Source organism: Pseudomonas sp. Pseusp9, from assembly GCF_059491265.1.
Window position 1 is genome coordinate 1,962,117 of record NZ_CP168500.1, and the last position, 24,491, is coordinate 1,986,607.

Here is a 24,491-nt window from a genome sequence, read left to right on the forward strand (position 1 = left end):
GTCGCAGGTCGGTGACGGCTCCATTTTTTGGAGAACCAAACCATGGTCAAACCTTCACCTAGTCCCCCTGAAACCGAACGCATCCCCTCACTCGCCGACATCCGCGCCATGCCGCGCAAACCCAGCACGATGTACTCCATCAACGCCGAACTCGATGCACAAACCCTTCTGGGCGATGCCTGCGAATCACTGGCCTCGGCCAATGTCATGACCCTGAACCTGGCCGACCGTACCGAGGGCCCCAGTCGCAATTTCCTGCTCGGCATCGCCCAGATCATCATGCTCGGCGAACTCTCGGTGAACCGCGCACTGGATCAGCTGAACCCACCTGAATAACTGCAAATGAAAACTCTGTAGGAGCGAGCCTGCTCGCGATGGTCGTCAACGATGACGCGGGCTGTCTGATGCCCCGTGGAGTCTGGTCGTCCATCGCGAGCAGGCTCGCTCCTACAGGGTTTTTTATGCGCGCAAGCATTGTTTTTCGCTAGTCCCATTGGACGATGTTGCCCCTCGCCGAACCCGTTTGAATAGGCCCTACATAAAGTCTCCCCCGGCAGTCGCCGAAGGGCGGCACCGCCTGAGAAAAACGAGGAGTGCATCCATGGATATCCGCGGTCTGGGTTACGTCACCCTGTTATCCAGCGACCTGGCGCAATGGCGCCACTACGCAAGCCAGGTACTGGGCATGATGGTCATCGGCAGCGATGACGACGAGCACCTGTACCTGAAAATGGACGAGCGCCACTACCGCATCCTGGTGCAAAAAAGTGTCGGGAACGGTTTCGGTGCCTGCGGCTGGGAAGTGGCCGGCAAGGCGGCGCTGGAACAGGCGGTCAGTGAGCTGCAGCAAGCCGATGTGCAAGTCACTCGCGGTACCGCGGCCGAGGCCGAGTTGCGCAAGGTCCAGGAGCTGGTGCACTTCAGCGACCCGGACGGCAATCGCCACGAAATCTTCTGGGGCCCGTTGCAGGACTTCGCCCGTTTCATCTCGCCGGTGGGCGTCAAGGGTTTTGTCACCAACGACCTCGGCATGGGCCACGTCGTATTGCCGGCCCCGGCCTTCGAACGCTGTCGCGATTTCTATGAGCAGGTGATGGGTTTTGGCCTGTCGGACTTGATGAAAGTCCGCTTCACCCCGGACCCGGCCGAGCCGCAAAAGCGCATCCACTTCCTGCACTGCAACAACGGCCGCCACCACTCGCTGGCGATTTTCGAGTGCCCGATGCCCCACGGTTGCGTGCACATGATGGTCGAGGTCAATGCGCTGGACGAAGTCGGTCGCGCCCTGGACCGCGTCCACGCCAACGGTGTGAAGCTGTCGGCCACCCTCGGTCAGCACACCAACGACCAGATGATTTCTTTCTATATCAAGACCCCGTCCGGGTTTGACCTGGAGTACGGCTGCGACGGCCTGGTGGTCGACTGGGATCGCCACACGCCGTTCGAAAGCACCGTGGTCAGCCACTGGGGCCACGACTTCAGTGTCGGTCGCCAATGAGGAACAAGACGATGGACAAGCAAATGAGCACTGCCGAGATCGTCGGCCAACTGCGTGACGGCATGACCATCGGTATCGGTGGCTGGGGCCCGCGGCGCAAGCCGATGGCGCTGGTGCGCGAGATTCTGCGCTCGGACCTCAAGGACCTGACCGTGGTCGCCTACGGCGGTGCCGATGTCGGCATGCTCTGCGCGGCCGGCAAGATCAGGAAACTGGTGTTCGCCTTTGTCTCCCTGGATTTCATTCCGCTCGAGCCGTACTTCCGCAAGGCGCGCCAGGAAGCGGCGCTGGAAGTGATGGAGATCGACGAAGGCATGCTGTTGCTCGGTCTGCGGGCGGCGGCGATGAACGTGCCGTTTATTCCCACCGCAGTGGGCCTGGGCACCGATGTGCTGCGCCACAACCGCCAGATCAAGTTGATCGCCTCGCCCTATGCCGATGGCAAGGATTGGGTCGCCATGCCGGCGCTCAAACTCGACGCGGCGCTGGTCCACGTTGACCGTGCCGACAAGCGCGGCGTGTGCCAGATCAGCGGTCCGGATCACTACATGGACGACCTGTTCGTGCGCGCCGCGACCCACAGCTACGTGACCTGCGATGAGTTGGTCGACAGCGATTACTTCCATCAGGACAGCGCCCACGCCCATCAAGTGTTCTGGGAGCGCAACCTGACCACCGCCGTGGCCCACGTACCGGGCGGGGCGCACCCGTCGTCCTGCGCACCGCTGTACGGTTTCGACGTCGCGCACTTCAAGGCCTACAACGCCACGGTCCAGGCGGCCGATGGCTGGCAGGGCTACGTGCGCGACTACGTCGACTGCACCCACGAACAGTATCTGGAAAAGGTCGGCGGCCTGGCTGCGATCCGTGAACTGCCGTTGCCGATTTTCTAAGGGAACCTTCCGATGAGCACTACTACTTACAGCCTCGCCGAACTGATGATCTGCGCGGCCTCCGAAGCCTGGCGCGAAGACGGCGAAGTGTTGGCCTCCGGTATCGGCGTGATCCCGCGACTGGCCGCCTCGCTGGCCATGTTGACCAGCAATCCGCAACTGCTGATGACCGACTCCGAAGCCTACATGGTCGCCGAACCGGTGCCCTTGGGCGCGCGCAAAGGCTATGAACCCAAGCGCGACAGCTGGATGGGCTTCTCACGGATTTTCGACAACGTCTGGGGTGGCAAGCGCCACGCGCTGGTCGGCCCGACCCAGATCGACCGCTTCGGCCAGGCAAACATTTCCTGCATCGGCGACTACGCCAAACCCAAGGCGCAGATGCTCGGCGTGCGCGGTTTCCCCGGCAACTCGATCAGCCACGCCAACTCGTTTTGCGTGCCGAGCCACAACCGTCGGGTGTTCGTCGAAGGCGAGGTCGATATGGTCGCCTCGGTCGGCTACAACCCGGCCCGCCTGGCGCGTGGCTGGTCGCTGGACGACATCGACATCCGCCTGATCATCACCGACCTCTGCGTGCTGGATTTCCAGGGCCCGCAGCGGCAGATGCGCATCCGTTCGCTGCACCCCGGCGTGACCGCGGCGCAGGTCCAGGACAACACCGGGTTCGAGTTGCACGTGCCGGACGATTGCCCGACCACTGCGGCCCCGACGGCCGAGCAGTTGCAGCTGATCCAGCGCCTGGACCCGCACAACCTGCGTGCCCTGCAACTTAAAGACAACCCGCCAGGCCAACGCTGAGCAACGCGTTGCGGAGACAAGTGATGGCTGAAGATAACGATAACAACCAGGCCGACGTGGTGCTGTACGAGGTGCAAGGCGCGGTGGCCCTGGTCACCATGAACCGCCCCGAGTACCACAACGCGCAGAACTCGCAGATGACTTATGCGCTGGACGCGGCGTTTCGCCGGGCCTGCGATGACGATGAAGTGAAAGTCATCGTGCTGCGCGGCGCCGGCAAGCATTTCTCCGCCGGGCATGACATCGGCACCCCGGGCCGCGATGTCGACAAGAGCTTCGACCGCGCCAGCCTGTGGTACGACCATGTGAACAAACCGGGCGGCGAGTTTCTTTATGCCCGCGAGCAAGAGGTGTATCTGGGCATGTGCCGGCGCTGGCGCGAGATGCCCAAGCCGACCATCGCCATGGTCCAGGGCGCGTGCATTGCCGGTGGGCTGATGCTGGCCTGGGTCTGCGACCTGATCGTCGCCAGCGAGGATGCCTACTTCGCCGATCCGGTGGTGCGCATGGGCATTCCCGGGGTCGAGTATTTCGCCCACGTGCATGAATTGAACCCGCGCATCGCCAAGGAATTCCTCTTCCTCGGCGAGCGCATGCCAGCGCCACGGGCCTATCAGATGGGCATGCTCAATCGGGTGGTTGCTCGCGACGAGCTGGAACAACAGACCCTCGACATCGCCGGGCGCATCGCACAGATGCCGCGCCTGGGCCTGCAATTGAGCAAGCAGGCGGTGAACAACGCCGAAGACTTGATGGGCAAGCGCGCGACCATGGACATGGTGTTCGGCTTGCATCACTTCGCCCACGCCCACAACGAACTGGTGTCCGGCGACCGTCTCGGTGGCTACGACGCCAAGGCCATGGCCAGTTCGCAACGCAAAGCGGGCGGGGCGTGAGCATGGCGATATCGTTGAATACCCGATTGACCGAACTGCTCGGTTGCCGTTATCCGATCATCCAGACCGCCATGGGCTGGGTCGCCGACCCGAAACTGGTGGCGGCCACGGGCAATGCCGGTGGCTTCGGTTTTCTCGCCGGGGCGACCATCGAACCGCAGCAGATGGAGGCGGCGATTATCGAGACCCGGCGCCTGACCGATCAGCCGTTCGGCGTGAACTTCCACATGTACCAGGCCAATGCCGGCGAGATCGTCGAGCTGGTATTGCGCCACAAAGTCCGGGCGGTGAGCTACAGCCGTTCGCCCGGCAAGCAAATGATCAGCCGCCTGAAGGACGCCGGCGTGGTGTGCATTCCCACGGTGGGCGCGCTCAAGCATGCACAGAAAGCCGTGGAAATGGGGGCCGATGCGGTGACCGTGCAAGGCGGCGAGGGCGGTGGGCACACCGGCTCCGTGCCAACCTCGATGCTGCTCGATCAGGTGGTCAACGCCGTGTCGGTGCCCGTGGTGGCAGCTGGCGGTTTCAAGGACGGCAAGGGGCTGGTCTCGGCCCTGGCCTATGGTGCCGAGGGCATCGCCATGGGCACGCGCTTTTTGATGTGCACCGACAGCCCGGTGCCCCAGGAAACACTGGCGCGTTACCTCGCGGTCAAGGATCCGGCGGCGATCATCATCAGCCGTGCCATCGACGGCATGCCGCAGCGGATGATCCGCAACGAATTGCTCAACCAGCTGGAAAACAGCGGCGGCCTCAAGCGCCTGTTGCTGGCGTTGCGCAGTGGCCTGGCCTACCGCCGCCACACGGGCATGAGCCTGACTCAGTTGCTCGGCAGTGCCTTGAAGATGCGCGGCGCCGGAGAGTTGACCGCCGCGCAAAGCATCATGGCCGCCAACGCGCCAATGGTGATCCAGAAAGCCATGGTCGACGGGCAACCGGCCGCCGGAGTACTGCCCGCCGGGCAGATCGCCGCCTCCATCGACAGCTTGCCCAGCTGCGCCCAATTGATTGAACAGATCGTCCGCGACGCCGAAGCGCGTCTGGGCGAGCTGTGCCGCCGTGTGTCGTGAAGGAAAAAAGGCATGAAACCATTTAGCGTCAGCATCGATAACGGCATTGCCGAACTGGTCTTCAACCGGCCACCGGTCAACGCCTTCAATTGCCAGGGCTGGGCCGATATCGCCAGCGAGATCGAGGGCCTGGGCCGCCACAGCGACGTGCGGGTGATCGTGATCCGAGCCGAAGGGCGCGGCTTCTGCGCCGGGGTCGATATCAAGGAACTGGCCGCCGACGGCAACCTGATCGTCGCGGTGAACAAAGGCAACTACGACAGCTTCAAGGCGATCCACCGCAACCCGAAACCGGTGATCGTCGCCGTGCACGGCTTCGTGCTGGGCGGCGGCATCGGCATTTGCGGTGCGGCCGACATCATTGTCGCGTCCGAGTGCGCCACCTTCGGCGTGCCGGAAGTGGATCGCGGGGCCATGGGCGGCGGCGCGCATTTGCAGCGGCTGTTCCCGGTGCAGAAGGTCCGCCACATGTACTTCACAGGCGAAGCCATCGACGCCGCCGAAGCATACCGCCTGGGTGCGGTGGAGCGCGTGGTCAAGCGCGAAGACCTGCGCGAAGCCGCGTTGCAGATCGCCCGCACCATCGCCACCAAGAGCCCCGGCATGATCAGCCTGGCCAAGGAAGCGCTGACCGGCATCGAAGACGGCAATCTGGAAGACAAATACCGCTGGGAGCAGGGCTTCACCCTCGAAGCCTACCGCTCACTGGACTCTCAGGAAGCACGCGACTCGTTCGTCGAGAAACGCGATGCCCGATTCAACGGCTGAAGGCATATTCATGGACCTGACCTATACCCCGGCCCAGCAGGCCTTTCGCGCCGAGGCGCGGACCTGGCTGGCGGCCAATGTACCGAGTGAACCGCTGCAATCGTTCGACACCGAACAGGGCTTTGCCCAGCACCGTGCCTGGGAAGCCAGGCTCAACGAAGGCCGATGGGGCATGGTCACCTGGCCGACCGAACTCGGCGGGCGCGGCTGCGACCTGATCGAGTGGCTGATTTTCGAAGAGGAATACTACCGCTCCGGGGCGCCGGCACGGGTCAACCAGAACGGCATCTTCCTGCTCGGCCCGACCCTGATGGAGTACGGCAGCGAAGAACAGAAGGCACGGTTTCTGCCGCGCATGGCCACCGGTGAAGACATCTGGGCCCAGGCCTGGTCCGAGCCGGGTGCCGGCTCCGACATGGCGGCGATCCGCTCCAAGGCGGAACGGGTGGGCGACCACTACGTGATCAACGGCCAGAAAACCTGGTCGACCCGCGCGGTATGGGCCGATTGGGCGTTCGGTATTTTCCGTACCGACTCGCAGTCCCAGCGCCATAACGGGCTGACCTTCATCCTGCTGCCGCTGAATACGCCGGGCATCACCGTGCGGCCGATTGCGCAGCTCAACGGCCTGCCGGGTTTTGCCGAGATCTTCTTTGACGACGTCAAGGTGCCGGTGGAAAACGCCCTTGGTGGCGAAGGCATGGGCTGGCACGTGGCGATGTCCACCGCCGGTTTCGAGCGCGGTTTGCTGCTGCGCTCACCGGCACGCTTCCAGGAAACCGCCAGGCGTCTGGTGCAGTTGTACCAGGCCAACCGCGAGCAGGCCGACCGCGACCCGGCCATCGGTGAGGCGGTGATGCGTGCCTGGCTCGATGCCGAGGCCTACACACTGGGCACCTACATGACCGCTTCGCAATTGGTGCAGGGCGGCAAGATCGGCCCGGAATCGTCGACCAACAAGATCTTCTGGTCCGAACTCGACCAGCGCATGCACGACACCGCCATGAGCATTCTCGGATTGCGCGGCGAGCTGCTGCCCGATGCCCCGGCCGCCGGTGACGTCGGCCATTGGCTGGAAGGTTTCCTGTTTGCCCAGGCCGGGCCGATCTACGCCGGCACCAACGAGATCCAGCGCAATATCATTGCCGAACGCATGCTCGGCATGCCGCGTGCCTGAGGAATAGACCATGGACTTTAGTTTCAGCCGCGACCAACTGCTGTTTCAGGACAACGTCCGCAGCTTCCTGATCAACGAAGTCACCCCCGAACGCATTCGCGAACTGTGGCAGAGCGACAGCGGGCGCAGTGAGCGCCTGTGGGCCCAGTTGGTTGAACTGGGCCTGACCGCGCTGACCGTGCCCGAGGCGCAGGATGGCCTGGGCATGAATGAGCTGGATTTCGTGCTGATTGCCCAGGAATGCGGTTACGCCGGTCTGCCTGAGCCGCTGGTGGACACCATGCTGGTCGGCGTGCCGTTGCTCGCTGCCCTTGATGAGCAACAGGCCACGCTCAAGCAATACTGGTTGTCGCGGGTCGCCGAGGGCAATGCGCGGCTGGCGGTCGGCGAGCCGGGTAACCCGCTGGTCAGCGATGCCCATGTCGCCGATCTGCTGTTGCTGGCCAACGGCGACGAGGTGCATGCGCTGGAGCGCGACGCCGTGCGCCTGACCCGCAACGAGTCGGTCGACCCGAGCCGCCAGTTGTTCCAGGTCGAGTGGACGCCAACGCCCGCCACCTGCGTCGCCAGCGGCGAGCAAGGCCGGCGTTTGTGGGCGGCCGCCTTCAACCGTGGCGCCCTTGCCAGTGCCGCGCAATTGCTGGGGTTGGCCAAACGCATGGTCGACCTGGCGGTGGACTACACCTTCGAGCGCAAACAGTTCGGCAAACCGGTCGGCTCGTTCCAGGCAGTCAAGCATTTGATGGCCAACGTCGCGGTGCAGATCGAGTTCGCCAAAGGCCCGTTGTACCGCGCCGCTTACGCGCTGGCCGAGCGGCAACCGGGGCAGGACGCGCTGGTTTCCCACGCCAAGCTGGCCACGGCGGAAGCGGCCATGCTCGCCGCGAAGAACAGCATCCAGGCCCATGGCGCCATGGGGTACACCTGGGAAGTCGACTTGCAGCTGTTCATGAAACGCGCCTGGGCGCTGGACAAGGTCTGGGGCGATCGCGGCCTGCACAAGGGGCGGATTCGCGGGGCGCTGTTCGATGGCCAACCCGCACTGGGTGCCGGCAGTACGTTCTAGCGGCGTCCGTTGAGTGGAACTGTGGGAGCGAGCCTGTTCGCGAAGAGGCCGGCACATTCGAAATGGATGTTGCCTGCCATGCCGCATTCGCGAGCAGGCTCGCTCCCACAGGTTATCGGCGCCTGATTTCAATTTTTTCACCGAGGTAGACCATGCCTGAAGCCTACATAGTCGACGCCCTGCGTACGCCCACCGGGCGGCGCAAGGGTGGTCTGAGCCAGATCCACGCCGCCGATCTGGGCGCCCACGTATTGCGTGCGCTGGTCGAGCGCAATGACATTCCCGATGAGGATTACGACGACGTGATCTTCGGCTGTGTCGACACCATCGGCCCGCTGGCCGGTGACATCGCCCGCACCAGTTGGCTGGCGGCCGGTTTGTCGCAATCGGTGCCGGGCACCACCATCGATCGCCAGTGCGGTTCATCCCAGCAAGCGGTGCACTTCGCCGCCCAGGCGGTGATGAGCGGCACTCAGGATGTGGTGGTGGCCGGTGGCGTGCAGACCATGACCCAGATCCCGATTTCCTCGGCCATGATCGCCGCCGAACCCTTGGGTTTCAGCGATCCGTTCAGCGGGTCCGAGGGCTGGGTGCGGCGCTATGGCGCGCAACCGCCGACCCAGTTCCGGTCGGCGCAGATGATCGCGGAAAAATGGGACCTGTCTCGGGCGCAGCTTGAGGCCTACTCGCTTGAGTCCCACCGACGTGCCTTGCAGGCCATCGAGCAAGGCCGCTTCAACCGCGAGATCGTGCCGCTGGCCGGTGTGTTGCACGACGAAACTCCGCGCCAGACCAGCCTGGAGAAAATGGCCGAGCTGGAATTCCTGTTCGGCTGTGACCGGGTGACCGCCGCGGTATCCAGCCAGACCTGCGACGCGGCCAGCGCGATGCTGATCGTCTCGGAGGCGGCGCTCAAGCGTTACGGCCTGACGCCTCGGGCGCGTATCCATCACCTGAGCGTGCGCGCCGAAGACCCGATCTGGATGCTCACCGCGCCGATCCCGGCCACCGCCTACGCACTCAAGCGCGCCGGGATGAAGCTCGAAGACATCGATCGCGTCGAGATCAACGAGGCCTTCGCTTCGGTGGCCATGGCCTGGTTGAAAGAGACCGGCTATCCGCACGAACAGACCAACGTCAACGGCGGCGCAATTGCCCTCGGCCATCCGCTGGGCGCAACCGGTACCCGCCTGATGTGCAGCCTGCTGCATGAGCTGGAGCGCAGCGGCGGTCGCTTCGGCCTGCAGACCATGTGCGAAGGCGGCGGCCAGGCCAACGTGACGATTATCGAGCGTTTGTAACTCAGAACACACACCGCCCCTGTAGGAGCGAGCCTGCTCGCGATGGACTCAAGAACGACGCGGTTATCCAGATACCCCGCGTATTCGTTAACGACCATCGCGAGCAAGCTCGCTCCTACAGGGGGGATTGTGCGACTCGTGATGAATTTGAAGGATGTAGAACATGAAGATCTGTGAAAACCGCGTCGTCATCATCACCGGTGCCGGCGGTGGTCTGGGCCGGGCGTACGCACTGGCCTTCGCCGCTGAAGGCGCGAAAGTGCTGGTCAACGACATCAACCGCGAGGCGGCGCTCGCCGTGGTCGGCGAAATCCTCGGGCAGGGCGGCAGTGCCGTGGCCAACAGTGACGACATCACCCGTTATGACTCGGCGGGGCTGATCGTGCGCCAGGCCATCGAAACTTTTGGCGACCTGAACGTGGTGGTCAACAACGCCGGAATCTGCCGCGACCGCATGTTCGCCAGCCTCAGTGAAGCCGATTGGGACGCCGTAGTGGCCGTGCACCTGAAGGGCCACTTCTGCATTTCCAGCCACGCCGTGAAGTACTGGCGTGAGCAGGCCAAGGGCGGCACCAAGGTCGATGCGCGAATCATCAACACCAGTTCCGGCGCCGGTTTGCAGGGCTCAATCGGTCAATCCAACTATGCGGCGGCCAAGGGCGGTATTGCTTCGCTGACGCTGGTGCAGGCGGCTGAACTGCGTCGCTACGGGATCACCGCCAACGCCCTGGCGCCGGCCGCGCGGACCGGGATGACCGAGCAAGTGTTCGCCGACACCATGAAAAAACCAGAAGAGGGCTTCGATTACTTTGCTCCGGAAAACGTTGCGCCGCTGGTGGTGTGGCTTGGCTCCGAGGCTTCCGCCGGGGTGACCGGGCAGATGTTCGAAGTCGAGGGCGGCAAGTTGTCGATCGCCGACGGCTGGCGCCGTGGTCCGCAACTGGATCGCCAGGGCCGCTGGGCGGTTGGCGAGATGGGCGAAGCCGTGGCACAACTGGTGGCTCAGGCCGTTCCGGCGGCGAAAGTGTACGGCAGCTGAAAAAGACCGGTCTCGGGAGGGGCGTGCATGGCTATAATCGGCCCCTGATGCCGATCACCTGTAGGAGCGAGCTCGCTCGCGATGGACTCCGGCGCTACGCGTTTATTCAGACAGAACGCGTTATCGTTCACGTCCATCGCGAGCAAGCTCGCTCCTGCAAATGACCCATGTTCACTCCAGATGAGACCTGCCATGACCATTTCCCTGTACGACGCTTCCGTGCCTGTTTTCCAGCAAATGCTCAACGCCCTGAGCGATGTACTGAAAAAGGCCGAGGCTCACGCCACCGAAAAAAACATCGACCCTAACGCATTCCTGCAAGCGCGCCTGTTCCCGGACATGTTCCCGCTGGTGCGTCAGGTGCAGATCGCCGTAGATTTCAGCAAGGGCGTTACCGGTCGCCTGGCCGAAGTCGAATTGCCGAAGTACGACGACAACGAAACCACCTTCGCCGAGCTGCAAGCATTGATCGCCAAGGCCCTGGCCTTCGTTGGCAGCATCAAGCCGGAGCAGATCAACGGCAAGGAAGGCATCGAGATCGTCACCCGCCCGGGCACGCCTAAAGAGAAACGCTTCACCGGCCAGGCCTACCTGCTGACCTACGGCCTGCCGCAGTTCTTCTTCCACGTCACCACCACTTACGCACTGCTGCGCCATAACGGCGTGGAAGTGGGCAAGCGCGACTACATGGGCGCGTTCTAAAAAACTGTAGGAGCGAGCCTGCTCGCGATGGTGTGTCAGCCACGTAGGGTTGACTGACACACCATCGCGAGCAAGCTCGCTCCTACAAGGTCGGGTGTCAGGCCAGGCGCTCGGCTTTCTGTTCTTCACCCAGGCAAGCCGCCGCGGTGAACAGCACATCGGTAGACGAGTTCAGCGCCGTCTCGGCCGAATCCTGCAACACACCGATGATGAAACCGACCGCCACCACCTGCATGGCGATTTCGCTCGGGATGCCGAACAGGCTGCACGCCAGCGGAATCAGCAACAGCGACCCACCGGCCACCCCCGAAGCACCGCAGGCGCAGATCGCGGCAACGACGCTCAGCAGGATCGCGGTCGGGATGTCCACGGCGATGCCCAGGGTATGCACGGCTGCCAGGGTCAGCACGGTAATGGTGATCGCCGCACCGGCCATGTTGATGGTCGCGCCCAGCGGGATCGACACCGAATAGGTGTCTTCATGCAGGCCCAGTCGCTTGCTCAATTCCAGGTTGACCGGAATGTTCGCCGCCGAACTGCGGGTGAAGAACGCGGTGATACCGCTCTCGCGCAGGCAGGTCAGGACCAGCGGGTACGGGTTGCGGCGCAGTTTCCAGAAAACAATGATCGGGTTCATCACCAGCGCCACGAACAGCATGCAGCCCAGCAGCACGGCCAGCAGGTGCGCGTAGCCGATCAGGGCGCCGAAACCGGAGATGGCGAGCGTCGAGGCCACCAGGCCGAAGATGCCCAGCGGGGCGAAGCTGATCACCAGACGCACGATCACGGTCACGCCGTTGGACAAGTCGCCCAGCACCTCACGGGTGGTGTCGCCGGCGTGGCGGATGGCAATGCCCATGCCGATGGCCCACGCCAGAATGCCGATGAAATTGGCATTCATCAGCGCGCTGACCGGGTTTTCAACCACGCTCAGCAACAGGCTTTGCAGCACTTCGCCAATCCCGCCCGGCGCCGTCACTGCAACGTCCTGGGTCGACAGCACCAGGCTCGACGGGAACATCATGCTGGCAACCACCGCGACCACAGCGGCGGCGAAAGTACCCAGCAGATACAGGAACAGAATCGGCCGGATATGGGTTTCCTGCCCGTGTTTATGGTTGGCAATCGATGCCATGACCAGCACAAACACCAGGATCGGTGCGACCGCTTTCAGCGCGCAAACAAATACTTTGCCGATGAATGCAGTGGACTTGGCCACGTCAGGGGCAAACAGGGCCAGGGCAATGCCGGCGATCAGGCCGATCAGGATCTGCGTGACCAGGCTCAAGCGTTTCAGGCGTTGCAATAGAGAAGGGGATGAAACGGTCATAAAACGGCATCTCTGATTTTTTGGGTGCAGGGTTTCGCAGGTGCGCGGCAACAAACAGGGCAGGCCGCAGGCAGGAAACCGAAAGGGCAATACGGGGGGTACGTTTTTCAGGGCGCGGACTTTATCACGGGCAGGCACGATCTTTCAGACCTGTGACGAACTGCCACCCTGGCATTCAACGAGACAGGCAGGTTCGTGCAACCGCGTGTGGAAACAGTCTGTTAAGATTCGCCATCCTCATTTTCATCTCTGCCAGTGGGCCTTCGGGTCATCGCTGGTGTCGTCGTTTTTTCTGGAGTTCTGCATGCTGTTGCCCATTCTTCTGTTGTCTGCCGCCGGTTTCACGGTGCTGACCACGGAATTCATCATCGTTGGCCTGTTGCCGGCCATCGCCCGCGACCTGGACGTCAGCATCCCGCAAGCGGGTTTGCTGGTGACATTGTTCGCCTTCACCGTGGCCGCGTTCGGGCCGTTCCTGACGGCGTATTTCGCCCGCTTCGAGCGCCGCAAGCTGTTCATTTCGGTGCTGATCCTGTTTGGCCTGGCCAACACCCTGGCGGCACTGGCGCCGAACATCTGGGTGATGGCGTTTGCCCGGTTGATCCCGGCGCTGGGGCTGCCGGTGTTCTGGGCGCTGGCCAGTGAAACGGCGGTGGACATCGTCGGGCCGGATTACGCCGGTCGCGCCATCGCCAAGATCGGCTTCGGCATCGTGTGCGCCACGGTATTCGGCATTCCGGTGGGCACGCTGATTTCCGATGCGTTCGGCTGGCGCAGTGCCTTTGCCATTCTGGCGGTCATCGCCTTTGCCAAGGCGCTGCTGCTGTTTATCTACCTGCCGAAGACTAATCTGCACCAGCATCAGGTGAGCCTGCTGTCGCAGTTCAAGATTCTGCGCAGCCCGCTGATGCTCGGTCACGTGCTGCTGTCGGTGGTGGTGTTCAGCGGTATGTTCACCGCCTACACCTACCTGGCCGACATCCTCGAACGCCTGGCTGGTTTCAACGGCACGGTGGTCGGCTGGTGCCTGATGGGCTTCGGCGCGGTCGGGCTGATCGGCAACTCCCTGGGCGGCCGGGCGGTGGATCGTCATCCGTTGATGGCGTCGATGATGTTTTGCGCGTTCATGATTGCCGGTCTGGTGGCGCTGGTGCCGAACATCCATTCGCCGCTCGGTCTGGCGGCGGCGATGGGCATCTGGGGCGTGACCCAGGCGGCTTTGTTCCTGGTCAGCCATGTGCGCCTGATGAAAGCTGCGCCCGAGGCGCCAGCGTTTGCTGCGTCGCTGAACATCGCCGGGGCCAACCTCGGTATCGGCCTGGGCGCGATGATCGGCGGTCGCGTGATCGACAGCGTCGGCCTGCAAGGCCTGGGCTTCGCCGCGGCGGCTTTCATCCTCGCCTCGATCCTGCTGGCCATTGCGCTGATGACCTTCAAACCCCGGGAAGTCTGCGCCTGAACGTTTAAAACGCGGTAAACAGCTCGCGTCGGGCACCTTCGGTAATGGCAACGATGCCGGGGTGCCTGACCTTGCGTTCCACTGAAATGGCATAGAACGACTCGCTTACGGCGTCGGTCTGGCCGATCACCTCCACGCCAAATTGGCGTTGCACTTCATCGGCAATCACGCTCGGGCCGATGAAGATCCCGCTGCCGGATTGGCCAAAGGCCTGCATCAGGGCGCTGTCGTCGAACTCGCCGACAATCTGCGGCTGGACCTGCTGTTCGGCGAACCAGCGCTGCAGACGGCTGCGCACCACGGTTTCCGGGCCGGGAATCAGCAGCGGCGCACCGTGCAGGTTGTGCGGGAAGTCCCGGCCGTAACGTGCCACCAGCTCAGGGGTGGCGAAGAAGCTGATCCCGCACTCACCGAGTTTCTGGCTGTAGCCCTTGATGTCCAGGTGCGACGGCATCGGGCTGTCGGAAATCACCAGGTCCAGGCGCTGGATCGCCAGGTCGGCCAACAAGCGTTCGAGTTTGTCTTCGCGGCAGGTGATGCGCAGCGGTTCGCTCAGCTCCATGGTCGGCGCGATCAGACGGTAGACGATGGATTTGGGCACCACGTCGGCCACGCCGACGCGAAACAGAATCTGCTGCTCATTGGGTTGTGCCCGCAGCATCAGTTCCAGTTCGCCACCCAGTTGAAACATTTGCTCGGCGTAGGGCAGTGCCTGGCGTCCGGCCTCGGTCAGTTCGAGTTGCCGCCCGACGCGCCGGAACAACTCGATGCCAAAGGTCTGTTCCAGCAATGAAATCTGCCCGCTGATGGTTTGCGGCGTGAGGTTCAGTTGCTCGCAGGCGCGCACGATGCTGCCGGTCTTGGCCACCACCCAGAAGTAATGCAATTGCCGATAGTTGAGCATGATGATCTACAGTTCGTAAAAATCGAAGTATAACCGCTGAAAATACGAATTTTCCTGAAGTATTCACTTCCCTAGAATGCATCGCTATCAACGGGCCATCGTTCTGGTCCCGTTTGTTCTATCGAGGAAAACATCATGAAGCTGAAAACCACGGCACTGTTGATCACGTCTTTACTGGTACTGGCCGGTTGCGACCAAGCCGAGAAAAGCGCGCAGCAGTTGATGGGCAAGGCCGCCGAAAGCGCCAAACAGGCGATTGACGATACTCACAAGGCCGCCGAGCAGGCACTCAGCGATGCCACCGGCAGCTTGAGTGGCAAAAAAGAATCATCGGAAAAAGAGACGGAAAAATCCGCATCTTCCTCCCAGGAAATCTAAACCGTATTACAACGAGTCAGGACTGACCCATGGACTACCTTTTACAACTTGCCGCCAGCCCCACCGCCTGGGTTGCCCTGGCCACCCTGATCGTGATGGAAATCGTGCTCGGCATCGATAACCTGATCTTTATCTCGATCCTGACCAACAAGCTGCCCTTGCACAATCGTCAGAGGGCGCGGCGCATCGGTATCGGCATGGCGTTGATCCTGCGCCTGGGCTTGCTCAGCACCATCGCGTTCATCGTTCAGTTGACCGCGCCGGTGATCGAGATTCTCGGCCACGCGTTCTCCTGGAAAGACATGATCCTGATCGCCGGTGGTCTGTTCCTGTTGTGGAAGGCGACCACCGAGATCCACCACAGCATGGACCCGGCACCGGAAGACCCGAAATCGGCGACCTCGACGGTGACCCTGGGCTTCGCTGCGGCGATCGGTCAGATCCTGATGCTGGACATGGTGTTCTCCATCGACAGCATCATTACCGCTGTCGGCATGACCGAGCATTTGCCGATCATGGTCATCGCGGTGGTGGTGTCGGTACTGGTGATGTTGTTGGCGGCTGATCCGCTGGCCAAGTTCATCAACGACAACCCGACGGTGGTGATGCTGGCCCTGGGCTTCCTGATCATGATCGGCATGACGCTGATCGCCGAAGGCTTCGGCGCCCACGTACCAAAAGGCTACGTCTATGCGGCCATGGCGTTCTCGGCTTCGATCGAGGTGTTGAACATGATGTCCCGCCGGGCCAGGGCGAAGCGGTTAGCCGCTGAAGCCTGACCGTCGTTGAAAGAAACGGCCGCCTGAACTCCCGGGAGTGCAGGCGGCCGTTTTTGTTGGTATCGGGCAACAGTAGTGTCAGTGAGCGTTGGCGTGTTGGTTCGATGCCTCGTCCGCTTCTGGCGCAGGAGCAGGCTGAACAGGGTGGTGGTGGCGGCGAGTGATGCGCAGCACGCCCCACAACATGGCGGCGGCTATCGCCAGCCAACTGCAAATCAATATCGCAATGATCATTGCCAGGCTCATCTGTGCCTCCTCTTTGCCCTGCTGCGGGCAATCACGCTTCGCTGTCGTCTCTTCAGAAAACAGTCTAGCCGCTGCTGTATTTCAGGCTATTGACCGAAAGTCGGCAGTCATCAACCAGTTCGCTCTATCGAATGCACTCGACTACCGTTTAAAGCTATACCGTAGCGGCGCGGCGACCTATGATCGATGACCCAGCCGGGAATGGGATTGCCTGGCGTCTGAAACTGAACAAGAGAGAGATGATGGTGCGGGTATTTTCTCGGATTTTGTCGGCCATGCTGGTGGCCGTTTGCGTGGCAGGTCTGGCGGGCTGTGCCGGGAGCGTTGCGCCCGAGATCAAGCGATTGCCGGAGCGAGTCGAGCTCAGCGGCCGTTTCTATCGCGGCGATGCGTATCAAAGCGGGCCACAGGTGTTGGCCAGCATGCTGTCCCAGCAGGGCATCGTGATCACTCCAGGCTTGCTGGAAAAACCCTTGCATTTGCCAGGGGGCGAAGCTCAGTTGCAACAGAACATGCAGAACCTGGCGCGCGAGTACGGGATGGTCGTGTATCCCCTCGACAGCAACCTAGCGGCCTTGTTGACGCAAGTCGCCGCCGGTTATCCGGTGATGGTGCGCTTTACCGAAGGCTCGGCCATGTGGGCCGAACCGCGTTACGCCATTCTGAGCGGCTACAACCGCCAGAAGCAGACGGTCCTGTTGCGCGCCGGTATGGATCGCCGCGATATGATGAGCTTCAGCGCCTTCGAGTCGGCGTTCAAGGACGCCGGTGGTTGGGCCGTGCTGATCCAGAATCCGGCGCAGATCCCGGCTCAGGTCGATCAGCAACGCTGGCTCAAGTCCGCCAACGATCTGGCTCAGGCGGGTCAGGAGCAGGCCGCCGCCAAGGCGAAAAAAGCCTTGGCCGCGCACTAAGTCCGTTTGTCACCCGACGGGCACCTTCGCCCGTCGCCGGCCTCTTATCCTTATGGGCCCGGAGCATTATCCGGGTCGAGATCAGGAGGCGCCCATGGCTCATTCAAAAACGCCCGTCGGCCCGCACTCGTCTGAACATTCGTCTGGCAATGAGCTGGGGTTCGACCCCGATTCCCCGGACCTTGCCGACCCACAGGTCGACCCCATCGGGCCTGCCAAGGCACCGAGGGACGTGAAACCGGGTGACGACCCCAAGGCTCCGGCAAAGCCCTATGATCCACTGGGTAATCTGAAGCCTTAGGTCCAATGGAGGTGCGTATGTCTGCTGATTCCGGTTTTGACGACAAACGTCCGGAAACTGTCCCCACAACTCCCGAACAAAGCACCGATCCGGTGATGGATCCTGAAAGCCCGTTGAGGGATCCTCTGGTGCGGCCAACGACGCCGAAGGGTTGGAGAGATCCGAGTACCGGTGATGGCATTCCGGATGACGACCAGATGCCATTGCCCAACGATTGAATGCCAGGCGAAAAAAAGCCCCGAATGATCGGGGCTTTTCGTGCGTTGCCGCGTTGTTACTTCGAGGCTTCAACCACACCGCTTTGGCGGTGCTTCAGGTTTTTATCCGATTTGTATTGCAGGGCAACCGACGGCACGGTAGTGCCCTTGCCGGTTTCAACCCAGTTGCGGATGCGCGTGGCATCGGCAAAGTGGGTGTATTTGCCGTAGGCGTCGAGGATCACCAGCGTAACCGGGCGGTTGCCCATGTGCGTCACCAGTACCAGGCAGTGGCCTGCTTCGTTGGTGAAGCCGGTTTTCGTCAACTCGATGTTCCAGTTCGGTTTGCCGATCAAATGGTCGGTGTTGCGAAAACCCAGGCTGTAATTGGGTTTACGGAACGATACGGTTTTTTCTTTGGTGGTGCTCAATTCGGTCAGCAACGGATACTTGTGTGCGGCGACCAGCAGTTTGCTCAGGTCGCGGGCGGTGGATACGTTGCGTGGCGAGAGACCGGTTGGCTCGACAAAGTGCGTGTTGGTCATGCCCAGCGCCCTGGCCTTGGCATTCATTGCGGCGATGAACGCGGCGTAGCCACCCGGATAGTGGTGCGCCAGGCTGGCGGCGGCACGGTTTTCCGAAGACATCAATGCAATCAGCAGCATTTCCCGGCGCGGCATTTCGCTGTTGAGCTTGACCCTGGAGAACACACCTTTCATTTCTGGCGTGTCGCTGATGTTGATATTGATGTACTCGTCCATGTTCTGGCGGGCTTCAACCACCACCAGACCTGTCATCAACTTGCTGACCGACGCAATGGGGACGACGACGTCAGGATTGCTGGCGTAGATGACTTTATTGGTCTGTAGATCCATGAGCAGGGCGCTGCCGGAGGCGATCTTGAGATGTGCGGTATCTCGAGGTGCAGCCGTGGTGTCGCCAGCGCTGGCAACAGGCGTGATGAAAGACCCTGTAACTGCAAAAAATAGGCTCAGGATGGAAAGTCGGATTTTCACGCTGGCAGACTCGTAAAGTGTTGATAAGCCGTTCTGTAACGGGCTATTTCGTAAAAGCGCGACATTCTGGAGTATGGCTGAATAACTGTCGATGGTTGTTCAAGTAACAGGCGAAAGTCCTGAGAAACATGAAAAAAAAGTCATTTTCCGGCGAGCGGTCGAGGGTTTTTCGCAGGCAAAAAAAACCCCGCCAGTGGCGGGGTTTCTTGACTCGCTGTGAGCGTGCGCGTTGAAGCTTAGCCGTGCAGGGTTTCAGCGGCGTACAGGGTGTTTTCCAGCAGGCAGGCACGGGTCATCGGGCCAACGCCACCGGGTACCGGAGTGATCCAGCCGGCGCGGGGCAGGGCGGTTTCATAGATCACGTCACCGACCAGCTTGCCGTCGTCCTGACGGTTGATGCCGACATCGATCACGATCGCGCCTTCCTTGATCCATTCGCCCTTGACCAGGCCCGGCTTGCCGGCGGCGACGACGACCAGGTCCGCACGGCCGACATGACCGGCCAGGTCCTTGGTAAAGCGGTGGGTGACCGTCACAGTGCAACCGGCCAGCAGCAATTCCATCGCCATCGGGCGGCCAACGATATTGGACGCGCCGACAACCACGGCATTCATCCCGTAAAGATCGGCACCGGTGCTTTCCAGCAGGGTCATGATGCCTTTTGGGGTGCATGGGCGCAGCAGCGGGATACGCTGGGCCAGACGACCGACGTTATAAGGATGGAACCCGTCGACGTCCTTGTCCGGACGAATGCGCTCCAGCAGACGGGAGGCGTCCAGGTGCTCGGGAAGCGGCAGCTGAAGCAGAACGCCGTCGATTGCAGGATCGTCGTTCAGGCGATCGATCAGCTCGGTCAGCGCTTCTTGAGTGGTTTCGGAAGGCAGGTCATAAGCTTGGGATAGAAAGCCGACCTCTTCACAGTCTTTACGCTTGTGCGAGACATAAACCTGAGAGGCTGGATCGCTGCCGACCAGGATCACCGCAAGGCCGGGCGTGCGCAGGCCTTGCTGGCGACGCTCGGTGACACGTTGGGCGATCTGCTGGCGCAGGCTGGCGGCGATCGATTTGCCGTCGATTAGTTGTGCAGTCATTGCGCGTGATTAACCATCGAGAGGGGAAAAAAAGAGAACGCATTCTCGCATGTCATGCGGTGAGGGCAAAGGCGCTTGGTCTGCAAATTCCCCTAACTCCTTTAATTAAATGAATTTTTTTTAAAAAGGATTTGACGACCATCGGGGGGCTCTATACTATTCGTCGCACTTGTCGGGCACAGCCTAGCACTGGTTAAGAAGGTTGAGCAGGATTACGATTCTGCGAGACTGGAAAGCACTTAGTTTGTAGTCCTCCAAGGGTACAGCTAACAAGGCGCCCGTAGCTCAGCTGGATAGAGCATCCGCCTTCTAAGCGGATGGTCGCAGGTTCGAGTCCTGCCGGGTGCGCCATTAGGCAGCATTGGCACAAGTAGCGCGATATGGTGGGCGTAGCTCAGTTGGTAGAGCACGGGATTGTGACTCCCGTTGTCGTGGGTTCGATCCCCATCGTCCACCCCATATTTCGAAAGGCGCCAGATTAACAGTCTGGCGCCTTTGCTTTAAAGGCTTCATCCGCGGATGTGGTGGAATTGGTAGACACACTGGATTTAGGTTCCAGCGCCGCGAGGCGTAAGAGTTCGAGTCTCTTCATCCGCACCAAATAAAGCTTCATTCAGGCTGTCGGCCTGGCTGGATCTTCATAAAGAAGTTGTTTGGCTTCTTTAACAGGCAATATGGTGGGCGTAGCTCAGTTGGTAGAGCACGGGATTGTGACTCCCGTTGTCGTGGGTTCGATCCCCATCGTCCACCCCATATTTCGAAAGGCGCCAGATTGAAAAGTCTGGCGCCTTTTTTGTTTCAGCGGCCGCCGGTTGCGGGTCGCAGGGGCAGGGCGTTTCGTCGTATTTATGTTTCTCGATGATGCTGTCCTGCCCGCCGGCCTTGCTTGCGAGATCGGCTGTCAGGGAGATGATTGGCGACCTCTTCCATATATGAAAAGGTCGGTGCAGAGCCCTGGCGTGATTGGTTGTATTTGCCATTGGGGTGAGGTGCATTGGTGCATTCCCCCCTATAAATTGCCTGCTGCTTTTTTACCCGTTTTCAGTAGGGTGACTTCTTGAGTTTGACCCACTAGAATGCATGCCCTTGATTCTGGGGTCGGAAACGGCCGGCTAACGTCTGTGCAACGAGGAATATCCATGCAAGTTTCTGTTGAAAATACTACTGCTCTTGAGCGCCGCATGAGCGTCACCGTGCCGGCTGAGCGCATCGAGAGCCAGGTCAACAAGCGTCTGCAGCAGACCGCCCAAAAGGCCAAGATTGCCGGCTTCCGTCCAGGCAAGGTGCCAATGAGCGAAATCAAGCGCCGTTTCGGTGCTGACGCTCGCCAGGAAGCTGTAGGCGACGTGATCCAGTCTTCCTTCTACGAAGCTGTGGTTGAGCAGAAGCTGAACCCGGCTGGTCAGCCTTCGATCGAGCCAAAATCCCTGGAAGCTGGCAAGGACCTGGAATACGTAGCCGTATTCGAAGTGTTCCCTGAGTTCACCGTTGCCGGTTTCGAAGGTATCACCGTCGAGCGCCTGAGCGCTGACGTGGCTGATGCCGATCTGGACAAGATGCTGGACATCCTGCGCAAGCAGAACACCCGTTTCGAAGTGGCCGATCGCGCTGCTCAAAACGAAGACCAGCTGAACATCGATTTCGTCGGCAAGGTCGACGGTGAAGTGTTCGCCGGTGGTTCCGCCAAGGGTACTCAGCTGGTTCTGGGTTCCGGCCGCATGATCCCTGGCTTCGAAGACGGTCTGGTGGGTGTCAAGGCTGGTGAAGAGCGCGTTCTGAACCTGACCTTCCCAGAGGACTATCAGAACCTGGACCTGGCTGGCAAAACCGCCGAGTTCACCGTGACTGTAAACACCGTTTCCGAGCCGAAGCTGCCAGAACTGACCGAAGAGTTCTTCGCTCAATTCGGCATCAAGGAAACCGGTCTGGATGGTTTCCGTGCCGAAGTTCGCAAGAACATGGAGCGTGAGCTGCGTCAGGCGATCAAATCCAAGGTCAAGAATCAGGTAATGGACGGTCTGCTGGCCACCAACCCGATTGAAGTGCCAAAGGCTCTGCTGTCCAACGAAGTTGACCGTCTGCGCGTGCAGGCTGTTCAGCAGTTCGGCGGCAACATCAAGCCTGACCAACTGCCGGCCGAGCTGTTCGAAGAGCAAGCCAAGCGCCGCGTAGTGCTGGGTCTGATCGTGGCTGAAGTGGTCAAGCAGTTCGACCTCAAGCCTGACGAAACCCGCGTTCGCGAGATGATTCAGGAAATGGCTTCGGCCTACCAGGAACCTGAGCAAGTTGTGTCCTGGTACTACAAGAACGACCAGCAACTGAACGAAGTTCGTTCGGTTGTGCTGGAAGAGCAAGTTGTGGATACTGTTCTGCAGAAAGCTAGCGTGACCGACAAATCGGTCTCTTACGAAGAAGCGGTCAAGCCGGTAGAAGCACCACAAGCCGACTGATCACTTTTGCGGTAAGAAGCAAACACCATAAGCCAGCCTTCGAGCTGGCTTATGCGTATTCAAGACATAACTATTTGGGAGTGACTGCAGAGCATGTTCCGTAATTCGTATATTCAGCAGAACTCTGATATCCAGGCCGCAGGCGGCCTGGTCCCGATGGTTGTCGAGCAGTCCGCTCGTGGCGAGCGCGCCTACGACATCTACTCGCGCCTCCTCAAGGAGCGAGTGATCTTTCTGGTTGGCCCGGTAGAGGACTACATGGCCAACCTGATCTGTGCGCAACTGCTGTTCCTTGAAGCGGAAAACCCGGACAAGGACATCCATCTCTATATCAACTCCCCGGGCGGTTCGGTGACGGCGGGCATGTCGATCTACGACACCATGCAGTTCATCAAGCCCAACGTGTCGACCACCTGCATCGGTCAGGCGTGCAGCATGGGCGCGTTCCTGCTGACGGCCGGTGCCCCGGGCAAGCGTTACTGCCTGCCGAACTCGCGTGTGATGATTCACCAGCCGCTGGGCGGTTTCCAGGGCCAGGCATCGGATATCGAAATCCATGCCAAGGAAATCCTGTTTATCCGCGAGCGTCTCAACACGCTGATGGCCAAGCATAGCGGGCGCACGCTTGAAGAAATCGAGCGCGATACCAACCGCGATAATTTCATGAGTGCAGACGCTGCACGTGAGTACGGCTTGATCGATGAAGTGATCAGCCGGCGCCCTGTTTAAAATAAGCAGCTCAAAACAGGCTTGGTCGGCAGGTCCGACACCAGCGGGCTTGAAAAAGCCCGCAATAGCCTTCATCTTGTGTTGCAAGCCTATCGGATTTGGATCGAACGAATGACTGACACCCGCAACGGCGAGGACAACGGCAAGCTGCTCTATTGCTCCTTCTGTGGCAAAAGCCAGCATGAAGTGCGCAAATTGATTGCCGGCCCCTCGGTCTTTATCTGCGACGAGTGCGTCGACCTGTGCAATGACATCATCCGCGAGGAGGTGCAGGAAGCACAGGCCGAAAGCAGCGCGCATAAATTGCCTTCGCCTAAAGAAATCAGCGGCATCCTCGATCAGTATGTGATTGGTCAGGAACGCGCGAAAAAGGTTCTGGCCGTAGCGGTGTACAACCACTACAAACGCCTGAATCAGCGTGACAAAAAGAATGACGACGTCGAACTCGGCAAGAGCAACATCCTGCTGATCGGCCCGACAGGCTCGGGTAAAACCCTGCTTGCCGAAACATTGGCCCGCTTGCTGAACGTTCCGTTCACCATCGCTGACGCAACCACCCTCACCGAGGCGGGTTACGTGGGTGAAGATGTCGAGAACATCATTCAGAAGCTGCTGCAGAAGTGCGATTACGACGTGGAAAAAGCCCAGATGGGCATTGTCTACATCGATGAAATCGACAAGATTTCGCGCAAGTCTGACAACCCGTCGATTACCCGGGACGTCTCCGGTGAAGGCGTGCAGCAGGCCCTGCTCAAGTTGATCGAAGGCACGGTCGCTTCCGTTCCGCCTCAAGGTGGTCGCAAGCATCCGCAGCAGGAATTCCTGCAGGTCGACACCCGTAACATCCTGTTCATCTGCGGCGGTGCGTTCTCCGGTCTGGAAAAGGTTATTCAAAACCGTTCCACCAAGGGTGGCATCGGTTTCAATGCAGAAGTGCGCAGCAAGGAAGAAGGCAAGAAAGTCGGTGAATCCCTGCGTGAAGTCGAGCCTGACGATCTGGTCAAGTTCGGTCTGATCCCGGAATTCGTCGGTCGCCTGCCGGTACTTGCCACACTGGACGAGCTTGACGAGGCTGCGTTGATGCAGATCCTCACCGAGCCGAAAAATGCCCTGACCAAGCAGTATGCCAAGCTGTTCGAGATGGAAGGCGTTGATCTGGAATTCCGTTCCGACGCTCTGAAATCGGTCGCCAAGCGTGCCCTGGAGCGTAAAACCGGTGCCCGTGGCCTGCGCTCGATTCTCGAAGGTGTATTGCTCGACACTATGTATGAAATCCCCTCGCAATCGGAGGTGAGCAAAGTAGTGATCGATGAAAGCGTGATAGAAGGCAAGTCCAAGCCACTGTATATCTATGAAAACAGTGAGCCGACCGCCAAGGCCGCGCCAGACGCTTAAGCGTCACGCAGCTTGAATAAAGAAGGGGCCTTCGGGCCCCTTTGCTTTTTGCGGGTTTTAACACCGTCTTTGTGCTTGTTTTTTTTCAAGG

The 24,491-nt window shown here is 60.6% G+C and carries 26 protein-coding genes and 4 tRNA genes; 25 read left to right on the forward strand and 5 right to left on the reverse strand.

Annotated elements, in window-relative coordinates; genetic code table 11:
- Positions 1–42: 42 nt before the first annotated feature.
- The 12 genes from ACEN8E_RS08925 to ACEN8E_RS08980 all read left to right on the forward strand — a co-directional run bounded on the left by ACEN8E_RS08925 (position 43) and on the right by ACEN8E_RS08980 (position 11,211).
- The gene (locus ACEN8E_RS08925) at positions 43–336 is read left to right on the forward strand and encodes a DUF6124 family protein (RefSeq protein WP_495592289.1); all 294 of its coding nucleotides are present in this window, start codon (positions 43–45) and stop codon (positions 334–336) included.
- A gap of 265 nt (positions 337–601) precedes the next feature.
- Complete coding sequence (locus ACEN8E_RS08930) at positions 602–1,498, forward strand: VOC family protein (RefSeq protein ID WP_495592290.1); 897 nt, start codon at positions 602–604, stop codon at positions 1,496–1,498.
- An 11-nt stretch (positions 1,499–1,509) separates the two neighbouring features.
- Positions 1,510–2,391: a CoA transferase subunit A gene (locus tag ACEN8E_RS08935; protein WP_495592291.1), complete on the forward strand. Its 882-nt coding sequence runs from the start codon at positions 1,510–1,512 to the stop codon at positions 2,389–2,391.
- 12 nt (positions 2,392–2,403) lie between these two features.
- Positions 2,404–3,192, forward strand: coding sequence for a CoA-transferase subunit beta (locus ACEN8E_RS08940; protein WP_495592292.1), 789 nt, complete (start codon positions 2,404–2,406; stop codon positions 3,190–3,192).
- Positions 3,193–3,215: 23 nt separating this feature from the next.
- On the forward strand, positions 3,216–4,088 hold the full coding sequence (locus ACEN8E_RS08945) for an enoyl-CoA hydratase (RefSeq protein ID WP_429372884.1): 873 nt from the start codon (positions 3,216–3,218) through the stop codon (positions 4,086–4,088).
- 2 nt (positions 4,089–4,090) lie between these two features.
- A complete protein-coding gene (locus tag ACEN8E_RS08950) occupies positions 4,091–5,158 on the forward strand; it encodes an NAD(P)H-dependent flavin oxidoreductase (protein WP_495592293.1) in 1,068 nt (355 codons plus the stop codon).
- Positions 5,159–5,170: 12 nt separating this feature from the next.
- Positions 5,171–5,926, forward strand: a complete 756-nt coding sequence (locus ACEN8E_RS08955) for an enoyl-CoA hydratase family protein (RefSeq protein ID WP_495592294.1) — start codon at positions 5,171–5,173, stop codon at positions 5,924–5,926.
- A 10-nt stretch (positions 5,927–5,936) separates the two neighbouring features.
- Positions 5,937–7,103 (forward strand): acyl-CoA dehydrogenase family protein, encoded by a 1,167-nt coding sequence (locus tag ACEN8E_RS08960; RefSeq protein ID WP_495593293.1) that lies wholly within the window; start codon positions 5,937–5,939, stop codon positions 7,101–7,103.
- A 10-nt stretch (positions 7,104–7,113) separates the two neighbouring features.
- Positions 7,114–8,169 carry an acyl-CoA dehydrogenase family protein gene (locus ACEN8E_RS08965; RefSeq protein WP_495592295.1) on the forward strand — a complete coding sequence of 352 codons (1,056 nt, stop codon included), beginning with the start codon at positions 7,114–7,116 and terminating at the stop codon, positions 8,167–8,169.
- A 152-nt stretch (positions 8,170–8,321) separates the two neighbouring features.
- On the forward strand, positions 8,322–9,470 hold the full coding sequence (locus tag ACEN8E_RS08970; RefSeq protein ID WP_495592296.1) for an acetyl-CoA C-acetyltransferase: 1,149 nt from the start codon (positions 8,322–8,324) through the stop codon (positions 9,468–9,470).
- 163 nt (positions 9,471–9,633) lie between these two features.
- Positions 9,634–10,509 (forward strand): SDR family oxidoreductase, encoded by an 876-nt coding sequence (locus ACEN8E_RS08975; RefSeq protein ID WP_495592297.1) that lies wholly within the window; start codon positions 9,634–9,636, stop codon positions 10,507–10,509.
- A 192-nt stretch (positions 10,510–10,701) separates the two neighbouring features.
- A complete protein-coding gene (locus ACEN8E_RS08980; protein WP_495592298.1) occupies positions 10,702–11,211 on the forward strand; it encodes a DUF1993 domain-containing protein in 510 nt (169 codons plus the stop codon).
- A gap of 97 nt (positions 11,212–11,308) precedes the next feature.
- Here the strand turns inward: ACEN8E_RS08980 and sstT are convergent, their stop codons facing one another.
- Positions 11,309–12,541, reverse strand: a complete 1,233-nt coding sequence (sstT, locus tag ACEN8E_RS08985) for a serine/threonine transporter SstT (protein WP_495592299.1) — start codon at positions 12,539–12,541, stop codon at positions 11,309–11,311.
- A gap of 304 nt (positions 12,542–12,845) precedes the next feature.
- Here sstT and ACEN8E_RS08990 point away from each other — a divergent pair, with 304 nt between their 5' ends.
- A complete protein-coding gene (locus ACEN8E_RS08990) occupies positions 12,846–14,000 on the forward strand; it encodes an MFS transporter (protein WP_495592300.1) in 1,155 nt (384 codons plus the stop codon).
- 4 nt (positions 14,001–14,004) lie between these two features.
- On the opposite strand, the gene nhaR is transcribed toward ACEN8E_RS08990, so the two are convergent.
- Positions 14,005–14,904, reverse strand: a complete 900-nt coding sequence (gene nhaR, locus ACEN8E_RS08995; RefSeq protein ID WP_495592301.1) for a transcriptional activator NhaR — start codon at positions 14,902–14,904, stop codon at positions 14,005–14,007.
- 135 nt (positions 14,905–15,039) lie between these two features.
- Here nhaR and ACEN8E_RS09000 point away from each other — a divergent pair, with 135 nt between their 5' ends.
- Both ACEN8E_RS09000 and ACEN8E_RS09005 read left to right on the forward strand, forming a co-directional pair.
- Positions 15,040–15,282, forward strand: coding sequence for a hypothetical protein (locus ACEN8E_RS09000; RefSeq protein ID WP_495592302.1), 243 nt, complete (start codon positions 15,040–15,042; stop codon positions 15,280–15,282).
- A 29-nt stretch (positions 15,283–15,311) separates the two neighbouring features.
- Positions 15,312–16,061 carry a TerC family protein gene (locus ACEN8E_RS09005; protein WP_413427829.1) on the forward strand — a complete coding sequence of 250 codons (750 nt, stop codon included), beginning with the start codon at positions 15,312–15,314 and terminating at the stop codon, positions 16,059–16,061.
- Positions 16,062–16,139: 78 nt separating this feature from the next.
- Here the strand turns inward: ACEN8E_RS09005 and ACEN8E_RS09010 are convergent, their stop codons facing one another.
- Positions 16,140–16,307: a hypothetical protein gene (locus ACEN8E_RS09010; protein ID WP_495592303.1), complete on the reverse strand. Its 168-nt coding sequence runs from the start codon at positions 16,305–16,307 to the stop codon at positions 16,140–16,142.
- 179 nt (positions 16,308–16,486) lie between these two features.
- On the opposite strand from ACEN8E_RS09010, the gene ACEN8E_RS09015 reads away from it, so the two are divergent.
- The 3 genes from ACEN8E_RS09015 to ACEN8E_RS09025 all read left to right on the forward strand — a co-directional run bounded on the left by ACEN8E_RS09015 (position 16,487) and on the right by ACEN8E_RS09025 (position 17,740).
- Positions 16,487–17,221, forward strand: a complete 735-nt coding sequence (locus ACEN8E_RS09015) for a C39 family peptidase (protein ID WP_495592304.1) — start codon at positions 16,487–16,489, stop codon at positions 17,219–17,221.
- Between the two features lie 94 nt (positions 17,222–17,315).
- On the forward strand, positions 17,316–17,522 hold the full coding sequence (locus ACEN8E_RS09020) for a DUF6021 family protein (protein ID WP_495592305.1): 207 nt from the start codon (positions 17,316–17,318) through the stop codon (positions 17,520–17,522).
- Positions 17,523–17,539: 17 nt separating this feature from the next.
- Positions 17,540–17,740: a hypothetical protein gene (locus ACEN8E_RS09025; RefSeq protein WP_495592306.1), complete on the forward strand. Its 201-nt coding sequence runs from the start codon at positions 17,540–17,542 to the stop codon at positions 17,738–17,740.
- A gap of 56 nt (positions 17,741–17,796) precedes the next feature.
- On the opposite strand, the gene pbpG is transcribed toward ACEN8E_RS09025, so the two are convergent.
- Together pbpG and folD are read right to left on the reverse strand one after the other, a co-directional pair.
- Positions 17,797–18,735, reverse strand: a complete 939-nt coding sequence (gene pbpG / locus ACEN8E_RS09030) for a D-alanyl-D-alanine endopeptidase (protein WP_495592307.1) — start codon at positions 18,733–18,735, stop codon at positions 17,797–17,799.
- Positions 18,736–18,971: 236 nt separating this feature from the next.
- On the reverse strand, positions 18,972–19,826 hold the full coding sequence (gene folD / locus ACEN8E_RS09035; RefSeq protein ID WP_322615469.1) for a bifunctional methylenetetrahydrofolate dehydrogenase/methenyltetrahydrofolate cyclohydrolase FolD: 855 nt from the start codon (positions 19,824–19,826) through the stop codon (positions 18,972–18,974).
- 274 nt (positions 19,827–20,100) lie between these two features.
- Between folD and ACEN8E_RS09040 the strand changes: the two genes are divergently transcribed.
- The 7 genes from ACEN8E_RS09040 (at position 20,101) to clpX (ending at position 24,400) form a co-directional block, all read left to right on the forward strand.
- Positions 20,101–20,177 (forward strand) — tRNA-Arg (locus ACEN8E_RS09040).
- 32 nt (positions 20,178–20,209) lie between these two features.
- Positions 20,210–20,285: transfer RNA gene (locus tag ACEN8E_RS09045), tRNA-His, on the forward strand.
- 56 nt (positions 20,286–20,341) lie between these two features.
- A tRNA-Leu gene (locus ACEN8E_RS09050) sits at positions 20,342–20,426 on the forward strand.
- A gap of 77 nt (positions 20,427–20,503) precedes the next feature.
- Positions 20,504–20,579 (forward strand) — tRNA-His (locus tag ACEN8E_RS09055).
- Between the two features lie 386 nt (positions 20,580–20,965).
- Positions 20,966–22,276, forward strand: a complete 1,311-nt coding sequence (gene tig, locus ACEN8E_RS09060) for a trigger factor (protein ID WP_495592308.1) — start codon at positions 20,966–20,968, stop codon at positions 22,274–22,276.
- Between the two features lie 93 nt (positions 22,277–22,369).
- Positions 22,370–23,005 carry an ATP-dependent Clp endopeptidase proteolytic subunit ClpP gene (clpP, locus tag ACEN8E_RS09065; protein ID WP_495592309.1) on the forward strand — a complete coding sequence of 212 codons (636 nt, stop codon included), beginning with the start codon at positions 22,370–22,372 and terminating at the stop codon, positions 23,003–23,005.
- A gap of 111 nt (positions 23,006–23,116) precedes the next feature.
- The gene (gene clpX, locus ACEN8E_RS09070) at positions 23,117–24,400 is read left to right on the forward strand and encodes an ATP-dependent Clp protease ATP-binding subunit ClpX (protein WP_007982210.1); all 1,284 of its coding nucleotides are present in this window, start codon (positions 23,117–23,119) and stop codon (positions 24,398–24,400) included.
- Positions 24,401–24,491 lie beyond the last annotated feature (91 nt).

What these genes read in the sequence shown, in the direction of transcription:
- ACEN8E_RS08925 (WP_495592289.1), top strand. Translation starts at nt 43, where the DNA reads ATGGTCAAACCTTCACCTAGTCCCCCTGAAACCGAACGCATCCCCTCA.
- ACEN8E_RS08930 (WP_495592290.1), top strand. Translation starts at nt 602, where the DNA reads ATGGATATCCGCGGTCTGGGTTACGTCACCCTGTTATCCAGCGACCTG.
- ACEN8E_RS08935 (WP_495592291.1), top strand. Translation starts at nt 1,510, where the DNA reads ATGGACAAGCAAATGAGCACTGCCGAGATCGTCGGCCAACTGCGTGAC.
- ACEN8E_RS08940 (WP_495592292.1), top strand. Translation starts at nt 2,404, where the DNA reads ATGAGCACTACTACTTACAGCCTCGCCGAACTGATGATCTGCGCGGCC.
- ACEN8E_RS08945 (WP_429372884.1), top strand. Translation starts at nt 3,216, where the DNA reads ATGGCTGAAGATAACGATAACAACCAGGCCGACGTGGTGCTGTACGAG.
- ACEN8E_RS08950 (WP_495592293.1), top strand. Translation starts at nt 4,091, where the DNA reads ATGGCGATATCGTTGAATACCCGATTGACCGAACTGCTCGGTTGCCGT.
- ACEN8E_RS08955 (WP_495592294.1), top strand. Translation starts at nt 5,171, where the DNA reads ATGAAACCATTTAGCGTCAGCATCGATAACGGCATTGCCGAACTGGTC.
- ACEN8E_RS08960 (WP_495593293.1), top strand. Translation starts at nt 5,937, where the DNA reads ATGGACCTGACCTATACCCCGGCCCAGCAGGCCTTTCGCGCCGAGGCG.
- ACEN8E_RS08965 (WP_495592295.1), top strand. Translation starts at nt 7,114, where the DNA reads ATGGACTTTAGTTTCAGCCGCGACCAACTGCTGTTTCAGGACAACGTC.
- ACEN8E_RS08970 (WP_495592296.1), top strand. Translation starts at nt 8,322, where the DNA reads ATGCCTGAAGCCTACATAGTCGACGCCCTGCGTACGCCCACCGGGCGG.
- ACEN8E_RS08975 (WP_495592297.1), top strand. Translation starts at nt 9,634, where the DNA reads ATGAAGATCTGTGAAAACCGCGTCGTCATCATCACCGGTGCCGGCGGT.
- ACEN8E_RS08980 (WP_495592298.1), top strand. Translation starts at nt 10,702, where the DNA reads ATGACCATTTCCCTGTACGACGCTTCCGTGCCTGTTTTCCAGCAAATG.
- sstT (WP_495592299.1), bottom strand. Translation starts at nt 12,541, where the DNA reads ATGACCGTTTCATCCCCTTCTCTATTGCAACGCCTGAAACGCTTGAGC.
- ACEN8E_RS08990 (WP_495592300.1), top strand. Translation starts at nt 12,846, where the DNA reads ATGCTGTTGCCCATTCTTCTGTTGTCTGCCGCCGGTTTCACGGTGCTG.
- nhaR (WP_495592301.1), bottom strand. Translation starts at nt 14,904, where the DNA reads ATGCTCAACTATCGGCAATTGCATTACTTCTGGGTGGTGGCCAAGACC.
- ACEN8E_RS09000 (WP_495592302.1), top strand. Translation starts at nt 15,040, where the DNA reads ATGAAGCTGAAAACCACGGCACTGTTGATCACGTCTTTACTGGTACTG.
- ACEN8E_RS09005 (WP_413427829.1), top strand. Translation starts at nt 15,312, where the DNA reads ATGGACTACCTTTTACAACTTGCCGCCAGCCCCACCGCCTGGGTTGCC.
- ACEN8E_RS09010 (WP_495592303.1), bottom strand. Translation starts at nt 16,307, where the DNA reads ATGAGCCTGGCAATGATCATTGCGATATTGATTTGCAGTTGGCTGGCG.
- ACEN8E_RS09015 (WP_495592304.1), top strand. Translation starts at nt 16,487, where the DNA reads ATGATCGATGACCCAGCCGGGAATGGGATTGCCTGGCGTCTGAAACTG.
- ACEN8E_RS09020 (WP_495592305.1), top strand. Translation starts at nt 17,316, where the DNA reads ATGGCTCATTCAAAAACGCCCGTCGGCCCGCACTCGTCTGAACATTCG.
- ACEN8E_RS09025 (WP_495592306.1), top strand. Translation starts at nt 17,540, where the DNA reads ATGTCTGCTGATTCCGGTTTTGACGACAAACGTCCGGAAACTGTCCCC.
- folD (WP_322615469.1), bottom strand. Translation starts at nt 19,826, where the DNA reads ATGACTGCACAACTAATCGACGGCAAATCGATCGCCGCCAGCCTGCGC.
- tig (WP_495592308.1), top strand. Translation starts at nt 20,966, where the DNA reads ATGCAAGTTTCTGTTGAAAATACTACTGCTCTTGAGCGCCGCATGAGC.
- clpP (WP_495592309.1), top strand. Translation starts at nt 22,370, where the DNA reads ATGTTCCGTAATTCGTATATTCAGCAGAACTCTGATATCCAGGCCGCA.
- clpX (WP_007982210.1), top strand. Translation starts at nt 23,117, where the DNA reads ATGACTGACACCCGCAACGGCGAGGACAACGGCAAGCTGCTCTATTGC.